This is a genomic window from Streptomyces sp. NPDC007164, assembly GCF_040634135.1.
GTDB classification, from domain to species: domain Bacteria; phylum Actinomycetota; class Actinomycetes; order Streptomycetales; family Streptomycetaceae; genus Streptomyces; species Streptomyces sanglieri.
The window spans coordinates 81,427-101,977 of sequence record NZ_JBEYFB010000015.1; the positions used below are offsets into that span (position 1 = coordinate 81,427).

The 20,551-nt window shown below is 70.9% G+C and carries 17 protein-coding genes; 6 read left to right on the forward strand and 11 right to left on the reverse strand.

What is annotated here, in order from left to right; all coding sequences use genetic code 11:
* Positions 1-9 precede the first annotated feature (9 nt).
* Positions 10-810, reverse strand: a complete 801-nt coding sequence (locus ABZ622_RS20385) for a crotonase/enoyl-CoA hydratase family protein (RefSeq protein WP_266918456.1) — start codon at positions 808-810, stop codon at positions 10-12.
* Positions 811-976: 166 nt separating this feature from the next.
* On the opposite strand from ABZ622_RS20385, the gene ABZ622_RS20390 reads away from it, so the two are divergent.
* From ABZ622_RS20390 to ABZ622_RS20400, 3 genes are all read left to right on the forward strand, one after another.
* Entirely contained in the window at positions 977-2,605 is a 1,629-nt protein-coding gene (locus ABZ622_RS20390) for an acyl-CoA synthetase (RefSeq protein WP_360545000.1), read from the forward strand.
* Positions 2,606-2,741: 136 nt separating this feature from the next.
* On the forward strand, positions 2,742-3,809 hold the full coding sequence (locus ABZ622_RS20395; protein ID WP_360545002.1) for a right-handed parallel beta-helix repeat-containing protein: 1,068 nt from the start codon (positions 2,742-2,744) through the stop codon (positions 3,807-3,809).
* A 35-nt stretch (positions 3,810-3,844) separates the two neighbouring features.
* Positions 3,845-4,921: a methyltransferase gene (locus ABZ622_RS20400; RefSeq protein ID WP_360545004.1), complete on the forward strand. Its 1,077-nt coding sequence runs from the start codon at positions 3,845-3,847 to the stop codon at positions 4,919-4,921.
* A 71-nt stretch (positions 4,922-4,992) separates the two neighbouring features.
* On the opposite strand, the gene ABZ622_RS20405 is transcribed toward ABZ622_RS20400, so the two are convergent.
* The 7 genes from ABZ622_RS20405 to ABZ622_RS20435 all read right to left on the reverse strand — a co-directional run bounded on the left by ABZ622_RS20405 (position 4,993) and on the right by ABZ622_RS20435 (position 10,298).
* Positions 4,993-5,325, reverse strand: a complete 333-nt coding sequence (locus tag ABZ622_RS20405) for a TcmI family type II polyketide cyclase (protein ID WP_360545006.1) — start codon at positions 5,323-5,325, stop codon at positions 4,993-4,995.
* A gap of 74 nt (positions 5,326-5,399) precedes the next feature.
* The gene (locus ABZ622_RS20410; protein WP_266918450.1) at positions 5,400-5,879 is read right to left on the reverse strand and encodes an SRPBCC family protein; all 480 of its coding nucleotides are present in this window, start codon (positions 5,877-5,879) and stop codon (positions 5,400-5,402) included.
* A gap of 1 nt (position 5,880) precedes the next feature.
* Positions 5,881-6,138, reverse strand: coding sequence for an acyl carrier protein (locus ABZ622_RS20415; RefSeq protein ID WP_360545008.1), 258 nt, complete (start codon positions 6,136-6,138; stop codon positions 5,881-5,883).
* Between the two features lie 15 nt (positions 6,139-6,153).
* Positions 6,154-7,404, reverse strand: coding sequence for a ketosynthase chain-length factor (locus ABZ622_RS20420; RefSeq protein ID WP_360545010.1), 1,251 nt, complete (start codon positions 7,402-7,404; stop codon positions 6,154-6,156).
* Positions 7,401-8,669, reverse strand: coding sequence for a beta-ketoacyl-[acyl-carrier-protein] synthase family protein (locus tag ABZ622_RS20425; protein WP_360545012.1), 1,269 nt, complete (start codon positions 8,667-8,669; stop codon positions 7,401-7,403). The genes ABZ622_RS20420 and ABZ622_RS20425 overlap by 4 nt, the downstream gene beginning before the upstream one ends.
* On the reverse strand, positions 8,666-9,100 hold the full coding sequence (locus ABZ622_RS20430; RefSeq protein WP_360545014.1) for a cupin domain-containing protein: 435 nt from the start codon (positions 9,098-9,100) through the stop codon (positions 8,666-8,668). Before ABZ622_RS20430 ends, ABZ622_RS20425 begins: the two co-directional genes overlap by 4 nt.
* Before the next feature lie 76 nt (positions 9,101-9,176).
* Positions 9,177-10,298 (reverse strand): SchA/CurD-like domain-containing protein, encoded by a 1,122-nt coding sequence (locus tag ABZ622_RS20435; RefSeq protein WP_360545016.1) that lies wholly within the window; start codon positions 10,296-10,298, stop codon positions 9,177-9,179.
* 268 nt (positions 10,299-10,566) lie between these two features.
* Between ABZ622_RS20435 and ABZ622_RS20440 the strand changes: the two genes are divergently transcribed.
* Complete coding sequence (locus ABZ622_RS20440; RefSeq protein WP_360545018.1) at positions 10,567-12,195, forward strand: FAD-dependent monooxygenase; 1,629 nt, start codon at positions 10,567-10,569, stop codon at positions 12,193-12,195.
* A 26-nt stretch (positions 12,196-12,221) separates the two neighbouring features.
* Here ABZ622_RS20440 and ABZ622_RS20445 read toward each other — a convergent pair whose 3' ends face one another.
* Positions 12,222-13,739, reverse strand: coding sequence for an alpha/beta hydrolase (locus ABZ622_RS20445; RefSeq protein ID WP_360545020.1), 1,518 nt, complete (start codon positions 13,737-13,739; stop codon positions 12,222-12,224).
* A 172-nt stretch (positions 13,740-13,911) separates the two neighbouring features.
* Here ABZ622_RS20445 and paaK point away from each other — a divergent pair, with 172 nt between their 5' ends.
* A complete protein-coding gene (paaK, locus tag ABZ622_RS20450) occupies positions 13,912-15,219 on the forward strand; it encodes a phenylacetate--CoA ligase PaaK (RefSeq protein ID WP_360545022.1) in 1,308 nt (435 codons plus the stop codon).
* A 61-nt stretch (positions 15,220-15,280) separates the two neighbouring features.
* Here paaK and ABZ622_RS20455 read toward each other — a convergent pair whose 3' ends face one another.
* The gene (locus ABZ622_RS20455) at positions 15,281-16,780 is read right to left on the reverse strand and encodes an acyl-CoA synthetase (RefSeq protein ID WP_360545024.1); all 1,500 of its coding nucleotides are present in this window, start codon (positions 16,778-16,780) and stop codon (positions 15,281-15,283) included.
* Between the two features lie 150 nt (positions 16,781-16,930).
* On the opposite strand from ABZ622_RS20455, the gene ABZ622_RS20460 reads away from it, so the two are divergent.
* Positions 16,931-19,348 carry a penicillin acylase family protein gene (locus ABZ622_RS20460; RefSeq protein WP_360545026.1) on the forward strand — a complete coding sequence of 806 codons (2,418 nt, stop codon included), beginning with the start codon at positions 16,931-16,933 and terminating at the stop codon, positions 19,346-19,348.
* 41 nt (positions 19,349-19,389) lie between these two features.
* Here the strand turns inward: ABZ622_RS20460 and ABZ622_RS20465 are convergent, their stop codons facing one another.
* The gene (locus tag ABZ622_RS20465; RefSeq protein WP_360545028.1) at positions 19,390-20,496 is read right to left on the reverse strand and encodes an ionic transporter y4hA; all 1,107 of its coding nucleotides are present in this window, start codon (positions 20,494-20,496) and stop codon (positions 19,390-19,392) included.
* Positions 20,497-20,551: the final 55 nt, after the last annotated feature.

Below are 20,551 nucleotides of genomic sequence, written 5' to 3' on the forward strand. Positions count from 1 at the left end.
CTCCTGGGCTCAGGTGCGCCGGTAGACGGGCGGGCGCTTCTCGGCGAAGGCGCGGGCGCCTTCCTTGGCGTCTTCGGTCGCGAACACCGGCCAGCCGCGCTTGAGTTCGGCGGCCAGCCCCTCGGTCTCGGTCATCTCGGCGGTCTCGTACACGGAGGCCTTGACGGCCTCGACGGCGAGCGGTCCGCAGGCGTTGATCCGTTCGGCGACGGCGAGGGCCTCCTCCAGTGCGGTGCCGTCCGGGACGACCCGGCCGATCAGTCCGATGCCGGCCGCTTCCCCGGCGCTGTACGGGCGTCCGGTGAGAAGCATTTCGAGCGCGTGCGTGCGGGCGATCTGGCGCGGCAGCCGGACCGTGGAACCGCCGATGGGGAAGAGGCCGCGCCGCACCTCGAAGAGCCCGAAGGTGGCGCCCGCTCCGGCGATCCGGATGTCGGTGCCCTGGAGGATCTCGGTGCCGCCCGCGACGCAGTGGCCCTCCACGGCGGCGATGACCGGTTTGCGGGGGCGGTGGTGGCGCAGCATCGCCTTCCAGTGCAGATCGGGGTCGGCGGTCATCCGGTCCCGGTACTGCTCGCCCTCCATTCCCTTGCCCGCCAGGGCCTTGAGGTCCATGCCCGCGCAGAAGCAGCCGCCCGCGCCGGTGAGGATCACCGAGCGGATCGTGTCATCCTCGTCCGCCGCCAGCCAGCCGTCGTATAGCCCGACCAGCATCGGCAGCGACAGGGCGTTCTTCGCCTCCGGCCGGTTCAGGGTGAGCACCAGTGTGGCGCCCTCGCGCCGCACGGCGAGGTGTTCCGTACCACCCATTGTCCGCCTCCCGTCTAAAGACCTAGAACAGGTTGCAGTAGGCGGTGGCCCAGTTCAATAGTTTTCTGACAGCTAGTCAGATTTCTTCGACGGCACCCTTCCCAGTTGCGTCTCCCGGCGCTCTAATGACCGCCGAGCCAGTCAGCTTCCGGGGTCAGGAGGAACGGTGGAGTACAACCTTGCCGACCTGTTCGAGTCGGTCGTCGACGCGGTCCCGGAACGCGAGGCGCTCGTCTACCTCGACCATCCCGGCACGGGGGCGGAGCGACGGCTGACGTACGCGGAGCTGGACGCGGCGGCCAACCGCCTGGCCCACCACCTGATCGAGGCGGGCATCACCCCGGGCGAGCATCTGGGGCTGCACCTCTACAACGGGGTGGAGTACCTCCAGACCGTGCTGGCCTGTCTGAAGGCCCGCATCGTTCCGGTCAATGTGAACTACCGTTACGTGGAAGAGGAGTTGATCTACCTCTACCGTGACGCGGATCTCGCCGCGCTGGTCTTCGACGCCGAGTTCGACGAGCGGGTCGCGGCCGCCGCGCCGAAGGCGCCGGGCCTGCGTCATCTCGTACGGGTGGGGGTTCCGGAGGCGGGTGTCCGCGGTCCGGACGCGGTCGCCTTCACGGATGCGGAGGCGGCCGGCAGCCCGGAGCGCGGGTTCCCGCCGCGGTCGGCCGACGACCAGTTCATCATCTACACCGGCGGCACCACCGGAATGCCCAAGGGTGTGATGTGGCGCCAGGAGGACCTCTTCTTCTCCGGCCTCGGCGGGGGCGCGCCGACCGGCGAGGCGGTGAAGTCACCGCAGGAGCTCGCCGAGCGGGTCGCCGCGGGCGGTGACGGGATCACCTTCTTCCCCACTCCCCCGCTGATGCACGGCACCTCGACGCTCACCGCCTTCATCGGCTTCAACTTCGGGCAGCGGGTCGTGGTCCACCGCAAGTTCGTGCCGCACGAGGTGCTCCGTACGATCGAGAAGGAGAAGGTCACCAGCGTGTCGCTGGTGGGCGACGCGATGCTGCGGCCGCTCATCGACGCGCTGAAGGGCCCGCTGAAGGGCACCGACTGCTCGTCGATGTTCTCGGTGTCCAGTTCGGGCGCGATCATGTCCGACTCGGTGCGCGCGGAGTTCCAGGAACTGGTGCCGACGGTGATGCTGCTGAACAACTTCGGCTCCTCGGAGTCCGGGTTCAACGGCACGGCGACGGCCGACTCGGGCCCGGAGAACGGATTCCGGCTCCAGGTCAATTCCCGTACGGCGGTGGTGGATCCGGCGACGTACGAGCCGGTGGCGCCGGGTGCGCCGGGGCGGATCGCCCAGCGCGGGCACGTACCGCTCGGGTACTACAACGACCCGCAGAAGACCGCGGAGACCTTCTTCAGCCGGGGCGAGGAGCGATGGGTCCTGCTCGGTGACATGGCGACGGTCGACGAGGACGGGATCGTCACGGTCCTCGGCCGCGGCTCGCAGTGCATCAACACCGGGGGCGAGAAGGTGTACCCCGAGGAGGTCGAGCAGGCGCTGAAGGCCCATCCGGACGTGTACGACGTGCTGGTCGCCGCGGTGCCCGACGAACGGTGGGGCAACCGTGTCGCGGCGGTGGTGCAGCTGCGCGAGGGGGCGGCCGAGCCCTCACTCGACGACCTCCAGGCCCACTGCCGGACCCGGCTGGCGGGCTACAAGATCCCCCGCCGGCTGGTGATCGCCCGCCGGATCCAGCGCTCACCGAGCGGCAAGGCCGACTACCGGTGGGCCCGCTCGGTCGTCGCACCGCGGCGCGAACCCGGGGCGTGAGAGCCGGGAACACCCGCACGGCCGGACCCGGCCCGGTCACCGCGCGGCGGAGCCCGCGTAACCCATTCGGCCACGCCCCGAACCCATCCGCTCACCCTATGTGGCAACCGGGGGAGATCGCCCATAGCTTCGGCTCATGAAGAAACGAACCATCAAGATCCTGGTCCCTGTCGCGGTCGTCTCTGCCGCGGGTCTCGGCCTGGCCATCCACTCCGCCTCCGCCGAGACCGCGCACATGGTCCACCCGGGCGAATCGATCCAGAAGGCGGTGGACGCCGCCCAGCCGGGTGACACCGTTGTGGTGCTGCCCGGCACGTACCGGGAGAGCGTGCTGGTCACCAAGCCCGACGTGACCCTGCGCGGCTCCGGCGGCCGGACCGTCGTCCGGCCTCCGGAGCCCGACGCGCGGGCCGCCGACGCCTGCGCGAAGGCCGGCAACGGAATCTGCGTCCAGGGCCGGGCGGGCAAGACCGTGGACGGCGTCCACATCGAGTCGCTGACCGTCACCGGATTCAAGAAGAACGGCGTCTGGGCCTCCTGGACCGACCACCTGACCGTCCGGCAGGTGACCTCCGAACACAACGGTGTCTGGGGCATCGCCCAGGAGCGCTCCACCCGCGGCGCGTTCATCGGCAACACCGCCCGCGCCAACGGCGACGCGGGCATCTTCGTGGCGAACACCGTCGACGCGGAGGGCGGCGCCACCGACACCCGGGGCACGGAGCTCCGGGACAACACACTGACCGACAACCGGATCGGATTCACCGCCAGGCGGGTGCGGAACATGTCGGTCCACGACAACAGCCTCACCGGCAACTGCACCGGTGTATTCGTCGTGGGCGACGAAGGAAAGCCGCAGGCCGGCGCCATGACGATCGAGTCCAACGAGATCACCGGCAACAACAAGTCCTGTGCCAAGACCGAACGGCTGCCGGCCCTCCAGGGCACCGGCATCGTGCTCACCGGCGCAGCGGACACCAAGGTGCGCTCGAACACGATCCGCGACAACTCCGGCACCAGCCCGATGTCCGGCGGTGTCGTCCTGTTCAAGAGCTTCGTGGGCACGAAGAACACCGGCAACACCATCAGCGGCAATGTCGCGCTCGGCAACAAGCCGGCCGACCTCGCCAATGGAGACACCGGCAAGGGCAACTCCTTCACCGACAACGTCTGCGCCAAGTCCGCACCGACCGGCATGTGCTGAGCGGTGCACCCCCGCACGAGGAGAAGCGAAACAGCATGACCACTGTGAGCCCCAACCCCACTCCCTCCCCCGTACACGCCGCCCTCCCGCACCCCGTCACTCCCCCGCAGCCGGCCATGCAACTGCGTGAACTGGTCTTCGGCGCGGCCCGGGCCGCCGCCGTGCGCGCCGCCGCCCGTCTGGGCGTCGCCGACGCGCTGGGCGAGACGCCCGCCACCGCGCAGGAGCTCGCGGCACTGGTGAAGGCCGAGCCGGTGCCGCTGCGGCGGCTGCTGCGCGCCCTGTCCTGCTACGGGATCTTCACCGAGACCCCGGACGGGGAGTTCGCCCACACGGAGATGTCGCGCCTGCTGCGCGAGGACGACCCCAACAGCCTGCGCTACATCTCGCTGTGGTGCACCGAGCCCTGGACCTGGGACGTCTGGCCCCGCCTCGACGACGCCGTACGCACCGGCAGGAGCGTCTTCGCGGACGTGCACGGCAAGGGGTTCTTCGACTACCTCCACCAGGACGCCCACGAGTCCGCGCAGGTGTTCAACCGCGCGATGACCACCTCCAGCATGCAGTCCGCGCTGGACGTCGCCGAACTCCTCGACCTCACCGGGGTGTCCGCGGTCGCCGACATCGGCGGCGGCCAGGGGCACGTACTGGCGAGCCTGCTGGAGAAGCACCCGTCGCTGCACGGCACGCTGATGGACCTGCCGGGCGTGGTGGCCCGGGCCGACGCGCGGCTGCGGGACGAGGGCGCGCTCGTGGACCGGACCCGGATCGTCGCCGGGGACTGCCGCGAGGCCATCCCCGTCGAGGCCGATCTCTACATCATCAAGAACATCCTGGAGTGGGACGACGAGAGCACCCGCCGGACGCTGCGCAACATCGTCGCGGCGGCCCGCCCGGGCGCCAGGGTCGTCGTGATCGAGAACCTCGTCGACGACACCCCCTCGATGCGGTTCACCACCGCGATGGACCTGCTGCTGCTCCTGAACGTCGGCGGCGCCAAGCACACCAGGGACAGCCTGGTCACCCGGATCTCGGACGCCGGGCTGCTGATCGGCGACATCGTCGCGGTCAATCCCTACCTGCACGCCTTCGAGTGCGTGGTCCCCGACTGACCGTCCCTCCCCCGGGCACGCGAATCGCCCCGGGTCCGGCCGATGGGCCGGACCCGGGGCGATCGTCCGTCTCAAGCGGGGGTGCCGCGCTCCCACCGGTAGAACTCATGGGCCATGGCGTCCTTGGGACTCCGCCAGGTCTGCGGGTCGTACGCGCTGACGTAGGCGGTGAGCTGTTCGCTGATGTCCTTGAACTCGGGGTGCTGGGTCACCTTCGCGATCTCGGGGCCCGGCGGCTGCTCCGACTCGATCAGATGCAGATACACGTCGCCGAACTGGAACAGCTTGCGCCTGGTCACACCGACGAGGTGGGGCAGTTCGCCGCTGTCGGAGGCCGCGAACAGTTCGGCGATGTCCGGCGCCGAACCCGGTGCCATCCGGGCGACGATCAGAGCGTGGTGCATCGGGAGATGCCTTTCTGGTTCCGGCCCGCCACCCGGCCCGGGGGCGGGGTGGCGGGCCGTCGGCGGACGGCGGGTCAGTTGGCCCCGACCGGGGCGGTGCGGCGCTCCCGGTCGCGCTGCTCGATCTTGTCCCGGATCAGCTCCATCTGGACCTTGGAGTTGCGGTTGATGTTGTCGGTCATCCAGGCGTCGTCGACGGGGGCGTCGGGACGCATCGCGAAGTCCTGGGTCCAGTGCATCCTGGTGCCGCCGGGCACCTCCGAGTACTCCCAACGGATGTTCATGTGCTGGAACGGACCGGGCTCGACACGACGGGCGCGGACCGTGCGACCACCACGGTCCACGGTCCGCTCGGAGACCCAGCTCCACACCTTGTCGTTCTCGTCGGGGTGCATCGTCAGACGGAAGGTGGTGCTGTCGCCGTCCCGCTCGATGATCTCGACGGCGGCGTACTCGCTGAACAGCCGCGGCCAGTTCTCCAGATCGTTCGTCACGTCCCAGACCAGGTCCAGGGGGGCGGCGATGGTGATTTCGTTCTCGGTGTGTCCGGGCACGTCAGGCTCCTGTCATGAGGCTGTTGTTGACGAGGTCGAGAAATTCCTGGGGGGTCTTGCAGCGGTCGGCGTCGGCCGGCAGCGCCCGGCCGTGCCGGTTCTCCAGCACACCGACGATGCCGAGCAGGCCCAGCGAGTCCAGGCCGTACTCGTCGAAGGCCGATGCGGGCCGCTGCTCCATGTCGCGCGGGTCGACGGTGACTCCGGCGCCCTTCTTCATCAGGACGGCGAGTTCCGTGTAGGTCAGTCGGTCGGTCATGAGGACTTCTCCTTCTCACGTTCGGGGGTCGGTGGAGCACCGCAGCACGATCGCCGCGTTCGAGCCCATGAGCCCGCGGCTGAGCACCAGCGCCGTCCGCAGTTCGGCGGGGCGGGCACAGCCGGTGACGACATCGAGGTCGTGGCACACCTCGAAGACGTTCGGTGTGGGCGGTATGAGCGCGTTCTCCATGGAGAGCACCGCGGCGGCCGTGTCGAGCACCGGCGCACCGCAGTAGGCCCGGCCGATCCCGGTCTTGGGCGCCGTCACCGGCACCCGCTTGCCGTGCGCACCGAGCGCATCGGCGATCGCCAGCGCCTCGGCGCGGTCGGCCGCGGGTACGCCGAGGGCGTCCGCGAAGACGACGTCGATCTCGTCCGGCGCGCAGTCGGCCTCCCGCAGGGCGCCGATGATCGCCTGGGCGAGGCCCTCCCGGGACTCCTCCCACCTGGACGCTCCGGTGAACGTGGCGGCGTGCCCGGCGAGTTCGGCCCGCACCTTGGCGCCGCGCCGGCGCGCCGACTGCTCCTCCTCGACCACCAGCATGGCGCCGCCCTCGGCCGGCACGAAGCCGCAGGCGTCCGAGGTGAACGGCCGGTAGGCGCGGGTGGGATCCTCGACGGTGCTCAGGTCCTCGTACCCGAGCTGGCAGACGACCGAGTAGGGCGCCAGCGGGGCCTCCGCCGCGCCGACCACCACCGCCTCGGTGCCGCCGCGGATCGAACGGGCGGCGTGCGCCAGTGCGTCCAGACCGCCGGCCTCGTCGCTGGCCACGACCGCGCACGGCCCCTTGAAGCCGCCGCGGATCGAGATCTGGCCGGTGCTGGCCGCGTAGAACCAGGCGATCGACTGGTAGGGGCCCACATAGGTGGAGCCCTGTCCCCACAGCCGCTGGAGTTCCCGCTGGCCGAATTCGCCGCCGCCGGACCCGGCCGCGGTGACCACGCCGATGTCGAAGGGCGTGTTCTCGTAGTCGGCGCGGCCGAGCCGGGCGTCGTCCAGTGCGATGTCCGCCGCGGCCATCGCGAAGTGCGTGAACTTGTCGGTCTGGACGAGGAAGCGCTCCTCGATCAGCTCGACCGCCTCAAATCCCCGCACCTCGCCCGCGACCCGCAGGGGCAGGTGCTCGCAGCCCTCGCGGGTGACCCGGTCCAGGACGCTCATTCCTTCGTGCGTCCGCTTCCAGAAGGCCTCGGTGTTGTTGCCGTTGGGGGCGACCACACCGATGCCGGTGACGACGGTGCGCCGGGCTTTGCGGGTTTTCATGGTGTCCTCCCACCTGTTCGGGTCAGGGCTACCGCGGACTGGAAGCCGCCGAAACCGCTGCCCACCGAGAGGACGCTGCGCAGCTTCATCGGGCGTGCGGTGCGGGGCACGTAGTCGAGGTCGCACTCGGGGTCGGGGCTCTCGTAGTTCGCTGTGGGCGGCACGGTCTGGTGCTCCAGGGCGAGCACGCAGGCCGCGATTTCTATCGCCCCGATCGCCCCCAGCGAGTGGCCGACCATGGATTTGATCGAACTCATCGGGATGTCGAAGGCGTGGGCGCCCAGTGCCCGCTTCACGGCGGCCGTCTCGTGCCGGTCGTTCTGCTTGGTGCCCGAGCCGTGCGCGTTGACGTAGTCGATCTGGGAGCCGTCCATGCGGGCGTGGCCCAGCGCCCGGTTGATCGCCTCGGCCATCTCCAGGCCCTCCGCGGTCAGCCCGGTCATGTGGTAGGCGTTGCCGAAGGTGGCGTAGCCCGCGATCTCGCAGTACACGGTGGCGCCGCGGGCCCGGGCGTGTTCCAGCTCCTCCAGGACGAGGACCGCCCCGCCCTCGCCCATCACGAAGCCGTCGCGGCGCGCGTCGAACGGCCGGGAGGCGTGCTCCGCGTCGTCGTTGTTCGCCGAGGTGGCCTTGATCGCGTCGAAGCACGCCACGGTGATCGGGGTGATCGGTGAGTCGGACGCCCCGGCGATGCACACATCGACGCGGCCCTCCTCGATGGACTGGAAGGCGTACCCGATCGCGTCCAGGCCGGAGGTGCAGCCCGTGGAGACGGTCTGCACCGGGCCGTGCGCACCGACCTGCTCGGCGACCGCCGAGGCGAGCGAGCTGGGTGAGAAGGCCCGCTCCAGGTGCGGACCGGCGGGCAGGTGGTCGACGTCCCAGCGCGCACCGCGCTCGCTGACCGCGACGTAGTCGTGCTCCAGCCGGGTGGTGCCGCCGACGGCGGTGCCCAGCGACACCCCCATGCGCCAGGGGTCCACCTTCTCCGGGTCGAGGCCCGCGTCACCGAGGGCCTCCCTGGCCGCCACCATCGCGAACTGGATGTAGCGGTCCGACCGCTCGACGGTGTCGGTGTCCAGCCCGTGCGCCGCCGGGTCGAAGTCGCACTCGGCGGCGATCCGGGAGCGGAAGCCGGCCGGGTCGAAGAGTGTGATGCCCCGGGTCGCGGTGCGTCCGTTCGCGAGGAGGTCCCAGAAGGCCGGCGCGCCGATGCCGCCCGGGGCGACGACGCCGACGCCGGTGACCGCCACGCGGCGGGTCATGAGGCGGCCTCCGTTCGTTCCGGAGGTGCGACGCGGTCGGCGCATTCGGTGTGCTCGGTGTCGACGTGGCCGAGCTCCGGGCGCGGGGCGAGCGGGCCGAGGTGGAAGACCATGCGGGCCTCGACATCGCCCACGTTGCGGAATCGGTGACGTACATGGGGAGGGATCAGCAGGCCCTGGTCGGGCCGCATCCGGTGCGGTTCACCGTCCAGATCCACTTCCAGCAGCCCGTTCACGACGTACACGAACTCCTCGGAGTACGGGTGGTAGTGCTCGCCGATGCGGTCGCCGGGCTGAACGATCGCCAGCCCCATGAAGCCACTGGTGGCTCCCACCGCCGTCGGGGTGAGCATGGCGCGGAGGTCTCCTCCACGCCTGCGGTTGGGCTGCGTCTCACTGAGGTCCACGATGCGTGGCCGGTGCATGGTCATGACTGCTTTCCTCCTGGCGCATTGCGCGTTGTAATGACGGGTTGAGCGAGAACCCCCCAGGGTGCGGATGCGCGGTTCAGGACTCCTTGGCCCGCCGATCTGTGATCAGGGTCATCTCGGACCGCTCCAGGAAGCGCGAGATGCCCTGCTCGTCCGTGGGCACGGCGTTGTTGCCGCCGTCGAGGAGACGCCCGAGCCTGGCCACCTTGCCGGCGCCGTCGATGCCCACCGCCTGGGCGGGCTGCGCGTCGATGGGTTCGACCGCTTCGAGCAGGCGGACGACGACGTCGTCACGCTGGAAGATGGTGCTGCTGTCGATGATGCTCGCCGGGTCGTCGGCCGCCTCCTCGTCGTGCTCGGCCAGGAGCCGGGCGAGTGCCATGCCGCAGCCCTCCTTGGCCTGGTAGAAGAGCGCGTGCCGGCGGACGTCCTCGGCCTTGTGCCGGCCGGCGGTGACGTGGTGGACGGTGGGGAGCGCCGCCCGGGTGAAGAACATCCGGGCGGAGTCCGGGTCGCTGAGGTCCCGGTCCTGCTCCAGATACGGGTTGATCGCCTCCTCGACGGCCCTGACCTCGGGCTGCCGGGCGACGTGACGCAGTGCGGCGAGCAGGTCGCCCTCGACCTCGACGGCCCGCACGACGCGGTTTCCGTGCATGAAGAGCGAGGTGCGGCGCAGTCGGGTGTCCTCGTCGACCCGTGCGTTGGGGGAGTCGTAGTCGGCGAGGATCTTCGCCACGATGTCCTCGGTGCCCGGCTTGACGGTGAAGGTGAGCGCGTGGCGCACCACCCCGTCGCCCAGGCGCGGGGACGCCTGGAGGCGGCCCTTGGCCGGCTCGGGCGCCACCTCGAAGGCCCTCCCGGTCTCCCGCAGCACGCTGAAGCGCAGCGACCGGGTGTCACGCACGCAGTTGTGCAGCGGCTGGACGGTCGCCACGTGCTCCTCGCTGTTCACCCAGGCGAGGAACGGGGGCGCGCTGTCCCACTCGCTGGTGATCAGCCACTGGGAAGGGTTCTCGATGGACTGGCACAGCTGGTCGCTGATGTGCCCGGGGACGGATGCCACCTGATTGCGCAGGTGCTCGTACGCTTCCAGGAACTCCTTCTGGGCCCCGTCGTAGAGGTCCAGCAGCAGCACGACACGCAGGCGGGAACCGTCGAAGGCGGACTGGGAGATCCGTTCCGAGAGGGTGGTGGTCATCTTTCGATCTCCTTCGAGACGGTTTCGTGGTCGAGCCGGGTGGCAAACCGTCAACCGTCGGTTGGCGAGTGGATTCGGAGCGGGGACTCTCCCGGCGGATGTGATTGGTCCGCCCCCCATGACCGCGGGCGTCGTCTCCGTGACCGATCGTGAAACGCTGGTCCGGGTGGCGCGAGATTTATGAACCGTTCAGGTGAGCGGGCGTCCGAACCGCTCTCACCAGGGCATTGAACAATGCATCCGAACGGCGTCCGAGCTGGAGCAACTGATGAACGAGAACGTCGACATTCGCGTACCGGTCCTCATCGTGGGCGGCTCCCTGGTGGGCCTGTCCGCCTCGCTATTCCTCGGCCGGCTCGGTATCGAGCATTTGCTGGTCGAGAAGCACCGGGCCACCTCGACACACCCGCGAGGCCGCGGCAACAACGTCCGCACGATGGAGGTGTTCCGTACGGCGGGCGCCGAGGCGGGCATCCGGCGGGCGGCGTCGGTCCTCGCCGACAACCACGGCATCCTGCAAGCCGGTTCGCTCACCGGTGACGACCAGGAGTGGCTGTTCAAGGAGATCGACCCGGGTGGCGGGATCGCCCGGTTCAGCCCGACCGGCTGGTGCCTGTGCAGCCAGAACGACCTGGAGCCGGTGCTGCTGAAGCAGGCCCGGGAGCAGGGCGGTGACCTGCGGTTCTCCACCGAGATGCAGAGCTTCGACCAGGACCCGGCAGGGGTGGACGCGGCGCTGAAGAACCGGGAGACCGGCGAGCACATCAGTGTGCGCGCGGACTACCTCATCGCGGCGGACGGGCCGCGCAGTCCCATCCGTGAGCAGCTGCGCATCGACCGTACGGGCCCCGGCGACCTGTTCCACAACGTCAGCATCACCTTCCGCTCCCGGCAGCTCGCCGATGTGCTGGGCGACCGGCGGTTCATCGTCTGCTATCTCACCAACCCCGCAGCGGACGGTGCCCTGTTGCCGGTCGACAACAAGAAGGAGTGGGTCTTCCACGCGCCGTGGCATCCCCAACTCGGCGAAACGCTGGAGGACTTCACCGACGAGCGGTGTGCCGAGCACATCCGTACCGCGGTCGGCGCCGCGGACATCGACATCGAGATCACCGGGAAGGCGCCGTGGCACGCCGCGGAGCGGGTCGCCGAGCGGTACTCCTCCGGCCGGGTCTTCCTCGCCGGTGACTCGGCGCACGAGATGTCGCCCACCGGGGCGTTCGGCTCCAACACCGGCATCCAGGACGCGCACAACCTGGCATGGAAGCTCGCCACCGTGCTGAAGGGCGAGGCGGGCCCCGGCCTGCTGGACACCTACGAGGCGGAGCGGCTGCCGGTGGCGCGGGCGACGAGCGCACGGGCCTCGGCGCGCTCCGGCGAGCACAGCCACCCGGGGTACTCGGCGGCGCCGGGCGTGGGCGGCGGGAAGCAGGGCGGCATGCTCAGTGTGGCGTTGGGCTACCGCTATGTCCGCGGCGCGGTGCTGGGCACCGATCCCGAGCAGCAGGTGGTGCCGCAGGGAGTGCAGTTGAACGGTGAACCGGGTAGTCGCGCGCCGCATCTGTGGGTCCATCAGGGCGGCGAGCGCAAGTCCACACTGGATCTGTACGAGCAGACGCCGGTGCTGCTCACCGACGGTGCGGACGTGGCGTGGCGGCGGGCGGCCGCGCGGGTCGCCGACCGGCTCCAAGTACGGCTCCAGGCGTACGGAATCGGCCCGGGCGCCGATCTGGAGCCGGAGAACGGCGCGGACTGGGCCGAGCTCCACGGGACGACGGCGCAGGGTGCCGTGCTGGTGCGTCCCGACGGTTTCGTGGCCTGGCGGTCGACGGGCCCCGCGGCGGATGCCGAGAGCACCCTCCACGAGGTCCTGACCGCCCTGCTGCACCGCGTCTGACCCCGTCGCCGGCGCCCGCGGCACACTCAGGACAGGCCGAACGCCCGTAGCTCCGCGAGGAATTCTTCCGGCCGGTCGGTATGTACGAGGTGTCCGGCGTCGATGGTGACGAACCGGCCGTCCGGTATGCGCCCCGCCATCCAGATCAGCCTTTCCTGGGCGATCCGGCTGGTGGGGCCGCCGCCGATGACGAGGGTCGGGGCGGTGATCGCGCCGAGCCGTTCCGACCAGTCGGGATCCGGCGCGTTCAGCTGGGCGTCGGTCGACGGCACCACCGGCCAGTCGAAGTCGAGTTCCCCGTCGGGCCGTTCGGCGCAGTCGCGCGGCGGATCGAGCGGGAACGGCGGCGGCATCTCCTCCAGGACGAGCCTGCCGATCAGCCCGGGTTCCCGTTCGGCGAGCAGACAGGCGGCAGCGGCGCCCATGGAATGCCCGATCACGGTGGCTCCGGCCAGGTTGCGGGCCTCCAGGAAGGCGTGCAGGTCGTCCCGGAACAGCTCGAAGGAGTAGCGGCCGGGCCAGTCGCTGAGCCCGTGGCCGCGGAAGTCGAAGGCGTACACCCGGTGTTCGGCCGCGAGGCGTTCGGCGATCGGGATCCAGGTGCGGCTGTCGCCGCAGCGACCGTGGGCGAGCACGACGGGTGGCGCGGACGGATCCCCCCACACCCGATGGGCGAGTCTGGTGCCGCCGGCCTGCACACTGTGCACTTCCGGATCGAGGAAGGCCGCCACCGTACGGACGAAGGCACCCGGGTCGTCCAGCCAGGGAAAGTGCGCGGCGCCGCGCTGCACGACGAATTCGGCGTCCCGGAAGAGCGCGACCAGTTCGGCGGCCCGGTCCGGAGTCGGTCCCGCGTCGTACTCCCCGGCGAGGACGAGGACCGGTGCGGTGACCGCCGCCAGGGCGGCGTTCGTGGCGGCCGGGTCGAAGACGCCGTCCTGGTAGAACACGGGCGCGGCAGCGGAGTTGGTCTGTCCGGGACCCGTCGCGGCGTGGGCCCGGGCGGTCTCGTCCCAGCGCCCGTAGGCGAACGGCGCGACGGCGGCGCGGTCCGGGGAGCGGCCCGCGAGGAAGTCGTCCAGGGCGGCGTGCGCGTCGGCGAACCACGGTTCACCGCGGCGGAGTTCGCTCGCTTCGCGCCAGTCTCCGTCGGTGACCGTGATGCCCACGGCCCGGGTGCCGGGGGTGACGAGTGTGAGCGTGCGCAGCCGCTGTGGATGCCGGGCCGCGTACAGCGCGGCGAGGTTCCCGGACGCGGAGTGGGCGAGCAGGTCGACGCGCTCCTCGCCGAGGTGTTTCCGCAGCGCCTCGATGTCTTCGGTCAGCCGGTCGCAGCGGTAGCTCGTCGGGTCCTCGGGTGTCGCGGAGTCTCCGCTGCCGCGCAGATCGAGCACCACGAGCTGCCGGTGGGCGGAGAGTCCGCCGAGGTCTCCCAGGTACGCACCGGCCCTCATCGGTCCGCCGGGCAGACAGATCAGCGGTGCGCCCTTTCCCAGAAGGCGGTAGGCGAGTTCGGTCCCGTCGTGTGCGTGGAAGATCGGCATGCCCGCCATCCAAACAGCGCCCGAGGGGCGGCGCAGCCGTGTTCGGTATGAGCGAAGCCGCGATGTGGATCAGCTGCGTCGCCCCTCTTGCCATCGGACGGAACATACTGAATTACTGCTACCGAAAGATCGACCGAATGATCGGTCGCCTGCTCGGAAGAGGGAGATCCCGATGACGTCCCTGCTGGACGAGGCGGAACGGCTGGGCCGGGACGAACTGGCGGCACTCCAGCTGGAGCGGCTGCGGGCCACCCTGCACCACGCGTACGAGAACGTCGGCCACTACCGGGCGGCGTTCGACAGGGCCGGGCTGCGCCCGGACGACTGCCGTACGCTCGCCGATCTCGCCCGCTTCCCCTTCACGACCAAGGCCGACCTGCGGGACAACTACCCCTTCGGCATGTTCGCCGTCCCCGAGGAACAGGTGAGCCGGATCCACGCGTCCAGCGGGACGACGGGCCGTCCGACCGTCGTCGGCTACACCCGGCGGGACCTGGACACCTGGGCCGACGTGGTGGCCCGTTCCATCCGGGCCGCCGGGGGGCGCCCCGGGCAGAAGGTGCATGTCGCGTACGGGTACGGGCTGTTCACCGGCGGACTGGGCGCGCACTACGGGGCGGAACGGCTCGGCTGCACGGTCATCCCCGCCTCGGGGGGCATGACCGCCCGCCAGGTCCAGCTGATCCAGGACTTCCGCCCCGAGATCATCATGGTGACCCCGTCGTACATGCTGACCCTCCTGGACGAGTTCGAACGGCAGGGTGTCGATCCGCGCTCGACCTCCCTGAAGGTCGGGATCTTCGGTGCCGAGCCGTGGACGCAGGAGATGCGGCGCGAGATCGAGGAGCGGTTCGCGATCGACGCGGTCGACATCTACGGGCTCTCGGAGGTGATGGGGCCGGGTGTGGCGCAGGAGTGCGTCGAGACGAAGGACGGGCTGCACATCTGGGAGGACCATTTCTATCCGGAGATCGTCGACCCGTTCACCGGCGAGGTGCTGCCCGAGGGAGAGGAGGGCGAGCTGGTCTTCACCTCGCTGACCAAGGAGGCCATGCCGGTGATCCGTTACCGGACGCGCGACCTGACCCGGCTGCTGCCGGGCACGGCCCGGGTGTTCCGGCGGATGGAGAAGGTGACCGGGCGCAGCGACGATCTGGTGATCCTGCGCGGTGTGAATCTCTTTCCGACACAGATCGAGGAGATCGTGCTGCGCACCCCGGGGGTGGCGCCGCATTTCCAGCTGCGGCTGACCCGCGAGGGCCGTCTCGACGCGCTGACGGTACGGGCGGAGGCGCGCGCGGAGGCCACCCCGGATCAGCGGGCGGCGGCCGCGGCGTCGATCACGGCGGCCGTCAAGGACGGGATCGGGGTGTCGGTCGGGGTCGAGATCGTCGATCCGGAGACGCTGGAGCGCTCGGTCGGCAAGTTCCGGCGGATCGTGGACGAGCGCGGCGGGGACGGGGCCGGGGCCCCGGAGTGACGGGCCGGACCTGCCCGCCGCTCCTTCGCCGACCGCCCCGGACCCGAAGGCGGCCGACGCCCTACGCGAACCGGTCGCGCAGCTCCCGCTTGAGGATCTTCCCGCTGGCGTTGCGCGGCAGTTCGTCCACGAAGAGGACCTTCTTCGGGGCCTTGAAGTGGGCGAGCCGTTCGCGGGCGTGGTCGATGAGTTCGGCCGCGGTCGCGTCGCCGCGCAGCACCACGACGGCGGTGACGGCCTCGATCCAGCGCTCGTCGGGCAGTCCGACGACGGCGGCCTCGGCGACGGCGGGGTGGGTGTAGAGGGCGTCCTCGACCTGCCGGGAGGCGACCAGGACGCCACCGGAGTTGATGACGTCCTTGACCCGGTCGACGACGGTGAGGAAGCCGTCGGCGTCGCGCACCGCGAGGTCGCCGGAGTGGAACCAGCCGTCGCGGAAGGCCTCGGCGGTCTCCTCGGGCTTGTCCCAGTAGCCCTCGCACAACTGGGGTGAGCGGTAGACCACTTCGCCGGCCGTGCCGTCCGGGACCTCCTTGCCGTCCTCGTCGACGACCCGGGCCTCGACGAAGAGCACGGGCCTGCCGCAGGAGTCCATCCGGCCCTCGTGCTCGTCCGGTCCCAGGACGGTGGCGAGCGGGCCGATCTCGCTCTGTCCGAAGCAGTTGTAGAAGGCGAGCGCGGGCAGTCGTTCGCGGAGCCGCTCCAGCACGGGTACGGGCATGATCGACGCGCCGTAGTACGCCTTGCGCAGACCGCCGAGTTCCCGGGTGGCGAAGCCGGGGTGCCGGGAGATGCCGATCCAGACGGTCGGCGGGGCGAAGACGCTGTCCGCCTGCCCGGTCTCGACAAGGTCGAAGATCCGGTCCGCGTCGGGTGCGTCGAGGATGGTGTTCTGCGCCCCGACCGCGAGGTAGGGCAGCAGGAAGACGTGCATCTGCGCGGAGTGGTAGAGCGGCAGCGAGTGGACGGGCCGGTCGGTGGCCCGCAGGTCGAGCGCCGTGATCGCGCTGACGTACTCGTGCACCAGTGCGCCGTGGGTCATCATCGCGCCCTTGGGCAGGGCGGTGGTGCCCGAGGTGTAGAGCAGCTGGACGAGGTCCGCCGCGCCCGGTTCGCGTTCCGGGACGAAGGGGCGCGGGACGGCGGTCGCGGCCAGCAGGGAGTCCGGTGCGTTGCGCAGCGGGCGTACGGGGAACGCGGCCGGAATCCGTTCGGCGAGGTCCGGGTCGGTGAGGACGAGGGCGCTGCCCGACTGTTCGAGGATGTACATCAGGTCGTCGCCGGTGAGGTTCTGGTTGACCGGCACGTGGACCAGGCCCGCGCGGGCGCAGCCGAGGTAGCCGATCAGATACGCGTCGGAGTTGTGCGCGTAGCAGGCGACCCGGTCGCCGGGGCGCAGTCCGTGCTCGCCGCCGAGGACGGCGGCTGCGGTGCTGACGGCCGCGTCGAGTTCCGCGTACGTCCATGACCTGTCCGCGTACCGCAGGGCGATGCGGTCGGGGGTGCGCCGGGCACTGCGGGCCACGACTCCGTCGACTGTGCTGCTCCGTACACCTGTCATGGCGTGATCCTGTGCGGCCGGAACCCGGGGGTCAAGGGTCCTGATGGCGGTGTGGATGTTGACAGGGGTGCCCGGGTGCTGGCTGAGTGGCGCGTGGCGGTCCGAATCCTCGGGCAACCGCCTTTCACACCCGCGCAGTTGGGAGATCCGTTGCCTCTCCGCAACCGTCTGAGACTTCTCGCGATATCGGGCCTCGCGCTGTTCACCGTTTCGGCGTCGCTGCCGCCCGCCGCGGCCGACGGCCCGCGCTCCCACCGTCCGTCGAGTGGCGGGCTGTCCGCCACCATCCGGTACACCGAGTACGGCATCCCGCACATCGTGGCGAAGGACTACGCGAGCCTGGGCTTCGGCAATGGCTGGGCCCAGGCCGCCGACCAGGTGTGCAACCTCGCCGACGGCTTCGTGACCCTGCGCGGCGAGCGGTCCCGGTACTTCGGTCCGGACGCGGCTGCGGACGGTTCGCTGTCCTCCGCGACGAAGAACCTCTCCAGCGATCTGTACTTCCGCTCGGTCCGCGAGAGCCACACCCTGGAGAAGCTGCTGAAGACGCCCGCTCCGGCGGGTCAGAGCCATGACGTCAGGGAGCTGGAGCGCGGCTGGGCGGCCGGCTACAACGCGTGGCTGGCACAGAACCGGATCGAGGACCCGGCCTGCCGGGGCGCCGACTGGGTGCGGCCGGTGACGGCGCTGGACGTGGTGGCGCGCGGCTACGCGCTCTCGGTGCTCGGCGGTCAGGGGCGCGGCATCGACGGCATCACCGGAGCCCGGCCGCCCACCGGGCCGGCACAGGTGCCCGAGGTCCCGTCGCCGGGTGACGTGGCGGAGGCGGCCCGGCGGCTGCTGTCGACGCAGAACGCGGACATGGGCTCCAACGCGGTCGCGTTCCGCGGTGACACGACGGCGAACGGGCGGGGTCTGCTGCTGGGCAATCCGCACTACCCGTGGCAGGGCGGGCGGCGGTTCTGGCAGTCCCAGCAGACGATTCCCGGCGAGCTGAACGTCTCGGGCGGTTCACTGCTCGGCGCACCGACCATGTCGATCGGGCACAACGCGAACATCGCGTGGAGCCACACCGTCGCCACCGGGGTGCCGCTCAATCTCCATCAGCTCACCCTCGATCCGGCCGATCCGACCGTGTATCTGGTGGATGGCAGGCCCGAGCGGATGACGAAGCGGACGGTCTCGGTCCCGGTGAAGGGCGGCGGGGCCGTGACCCGCACCCAGTGGTCGACCCGTTACGGGCCGGTGGTCACCTCGCTCGGTGCCGGGCTGCCGTTGCCCTGGACGGCGACGACCGTGTACGCGCTCAACGACCCGAACTCGGTGAATCTGCGGTTCGCGGACGCCGGTCTCGGCTTCAGCCTGGCGCGCAGCACCGCGGACATCGCGGCGGCACTGCGCCGTACCCAGGGGCTGCCGTGGGTGAACACCATCGCCGCCGACTCGTCCGGGCACTCGTTCTTCTCGCAGTCGCAGGTGCTGCCGAGGATCACGGACGAGCTCGCGGAGCGTTGTTCCACCGCGCTGGGCAGGGCGACGTATCCCTCGTCCGGGCTGGCGGTGCTGGACGGTTCGCGGAGCGGCTGCGCGCCGGGGTCGGACCGGGACGCGGTGCAGCCGGGCATCTTCGGTCCGGGCCGGATGCCCACCGTGAAGGACGCCCCGTACGTGGAGAACTCCAACGACAGTGCCTGGCTCACGAACGCGGCCGCGCCGCTGACCGGCTACGAGCGGGTGTTCGGCACGATCGGCACGCAGCGCTCGCTGCGGACCCGGGGCGCCATCGAGGACGTGTCCGCGATGGCGGCGAAGGGCCGGCTGACCGTGGCCGATCTGCAGCACCAGCAGTTCGCGAACCGCGCACCGGCCGGTGATCTGGCCGCCGGGGACCTGGCGGCGGCCTGTGCGGCGCTGCCCGGTGGCAGCGCGGTCGGCAGTGACGGCGGGGCGGTCGACGTGTCGGCGGCGTGCGACGTGCTGCGGCGCTGGGACCGGAAGGTCGACACCGGCAGCCGGGGCGCGCTGCTCTTCGACCGGTTCTGGCGCCGGGCGACGGCCGCGGTCGCGGGGGCCGAGCTGTGGAAGGTGCCCTTCTCCCCCGCCGATCCGGTCGGGACGCCGAACACGCTGAACACCTCGGCGCCCGGCGTCGCCACGGCGCTCGCCGACACGGTGGCCGAACTGCGGGCGGCCGGGATCGCACTGGACGCCCCGCTGGGCCGGCACCAGTCGGTGGAGCGGAACGGGAGGCGCATCCCGATCGGTGGCGGTACGGAGTCGCTCGGCATCTGGAACAAGACGGAGCCGCTGTGGGACGCGGCCTCCGGTGGCTACCGGGAGGTGTCGGCCGGTTCCAGCTACATCCAGGCGGTCGGCTGGGACGGCAGCGGGTGCCCGGTCGCGCGCACCCTGCTCACGTACTCCCAGTCCTCCGACCCGGGATCGGCGCACTACAGCGACCAGACCGGGCTGTACTCGGCGGAGCGGTGGGTGACGTCCCGGTTCTGCGAGCGGGACATCCTGCGTTCGCCCGCGCTGCGGGTCGTACGGGTCCACCAACGCCGGTAGTTCCTCGCGGCGCGATCGGCCCCTGTCCGTCCGGCGGGCGGTCAGGGGCTGATCGCGAGGAAGACGAACGCGGCGAAGATCGACAGATGGACGCCGCCCTGGAGCAGGGTGGCCCGTCCCGGTACGACGGTCAGCGCGCCCACCATCACGGTGAGGGCGAGCAGCACCATATGGGTGGCGCCGAGGCCGAGGTGGAGCGGTCCGTCGAGCCAGATCGAGGCGAGAGCGATGGCCGGGATGGTCAGGCCGATGCTCGCCATCGCCGAGCCGAGGGCGAGGTTGAGACTGGTCTGGACCCGGTCGCGGCGGGCGGCCCGTACCGCCGCCAGGGTCTCCGGCAGCAGCACCAGCAGTGCGATCACGACACCGACCACCGCCTGGGGCATTCCGGCCGCCTCCACCCCCGACTCGATGGTCGGCGAGACGGACTTGGCGTCACCGACGACCGCGACCAGCGCGACCAGCAGCATCACCAGACTCAGCGCGGTGGCGCCCCGGCCGGGCAGTGTCGCGCGGTGTTCGTCGGGTTTGAGCTCGCCCTCGGGGGTGAGGGGCAGGAAGTACTCGCGGTGCCGCACCGTCTGTACGGCGACGAACAGCCCGTACAGCAGGAGTGAGGCGACGGCGGCGAAGGTCAGTTGGGCGGTGGAGAATTCGGGGCCGGGTTTGCCGACCGTGAAGGTCGGCAGGACCAGGCTGAGCGTGGCGAGGGTGGCGACGGTCGCGAGGGCGGCCCCGGAGCCCTCGGCGTTGAAGACGACGACGCGGGAGCGGACGGCGCCGACCAGCAGGGACAGCCCGACGATGCCGTTGCAGGTGATCATCACCGCGGCGAAGACGGTGTCGCGGGCGAGCGCGGACGTCTTGGGGCCGCCTCCCACCATCAGGGTGACGATGAGGGCCACTTCGATGACGGTGACGGCGACGGCCAGGACGAGCGAGCCGAACGGTTCGCCGACCCGGTGGGCGATGACCTCGGCGTGGTGCACGGCGGCCAGGACGGCGCCCGCGAGGCAGAGCGCGACCACGGCGACGGCGAACGCCGGCAGTTCCCGGCCCCAGCTGAAGACCAGCGCGAGCGCGGCGACGACCGGCACGACCACCGTCCACCGGGTCGCCAGTGACCGGACCGTAGCGCTCGCGTTCATGGGCCACACCCTGCCAGAGCCGGTACGGGGGCGCTCGTCGGGCGGCGGCCGGACG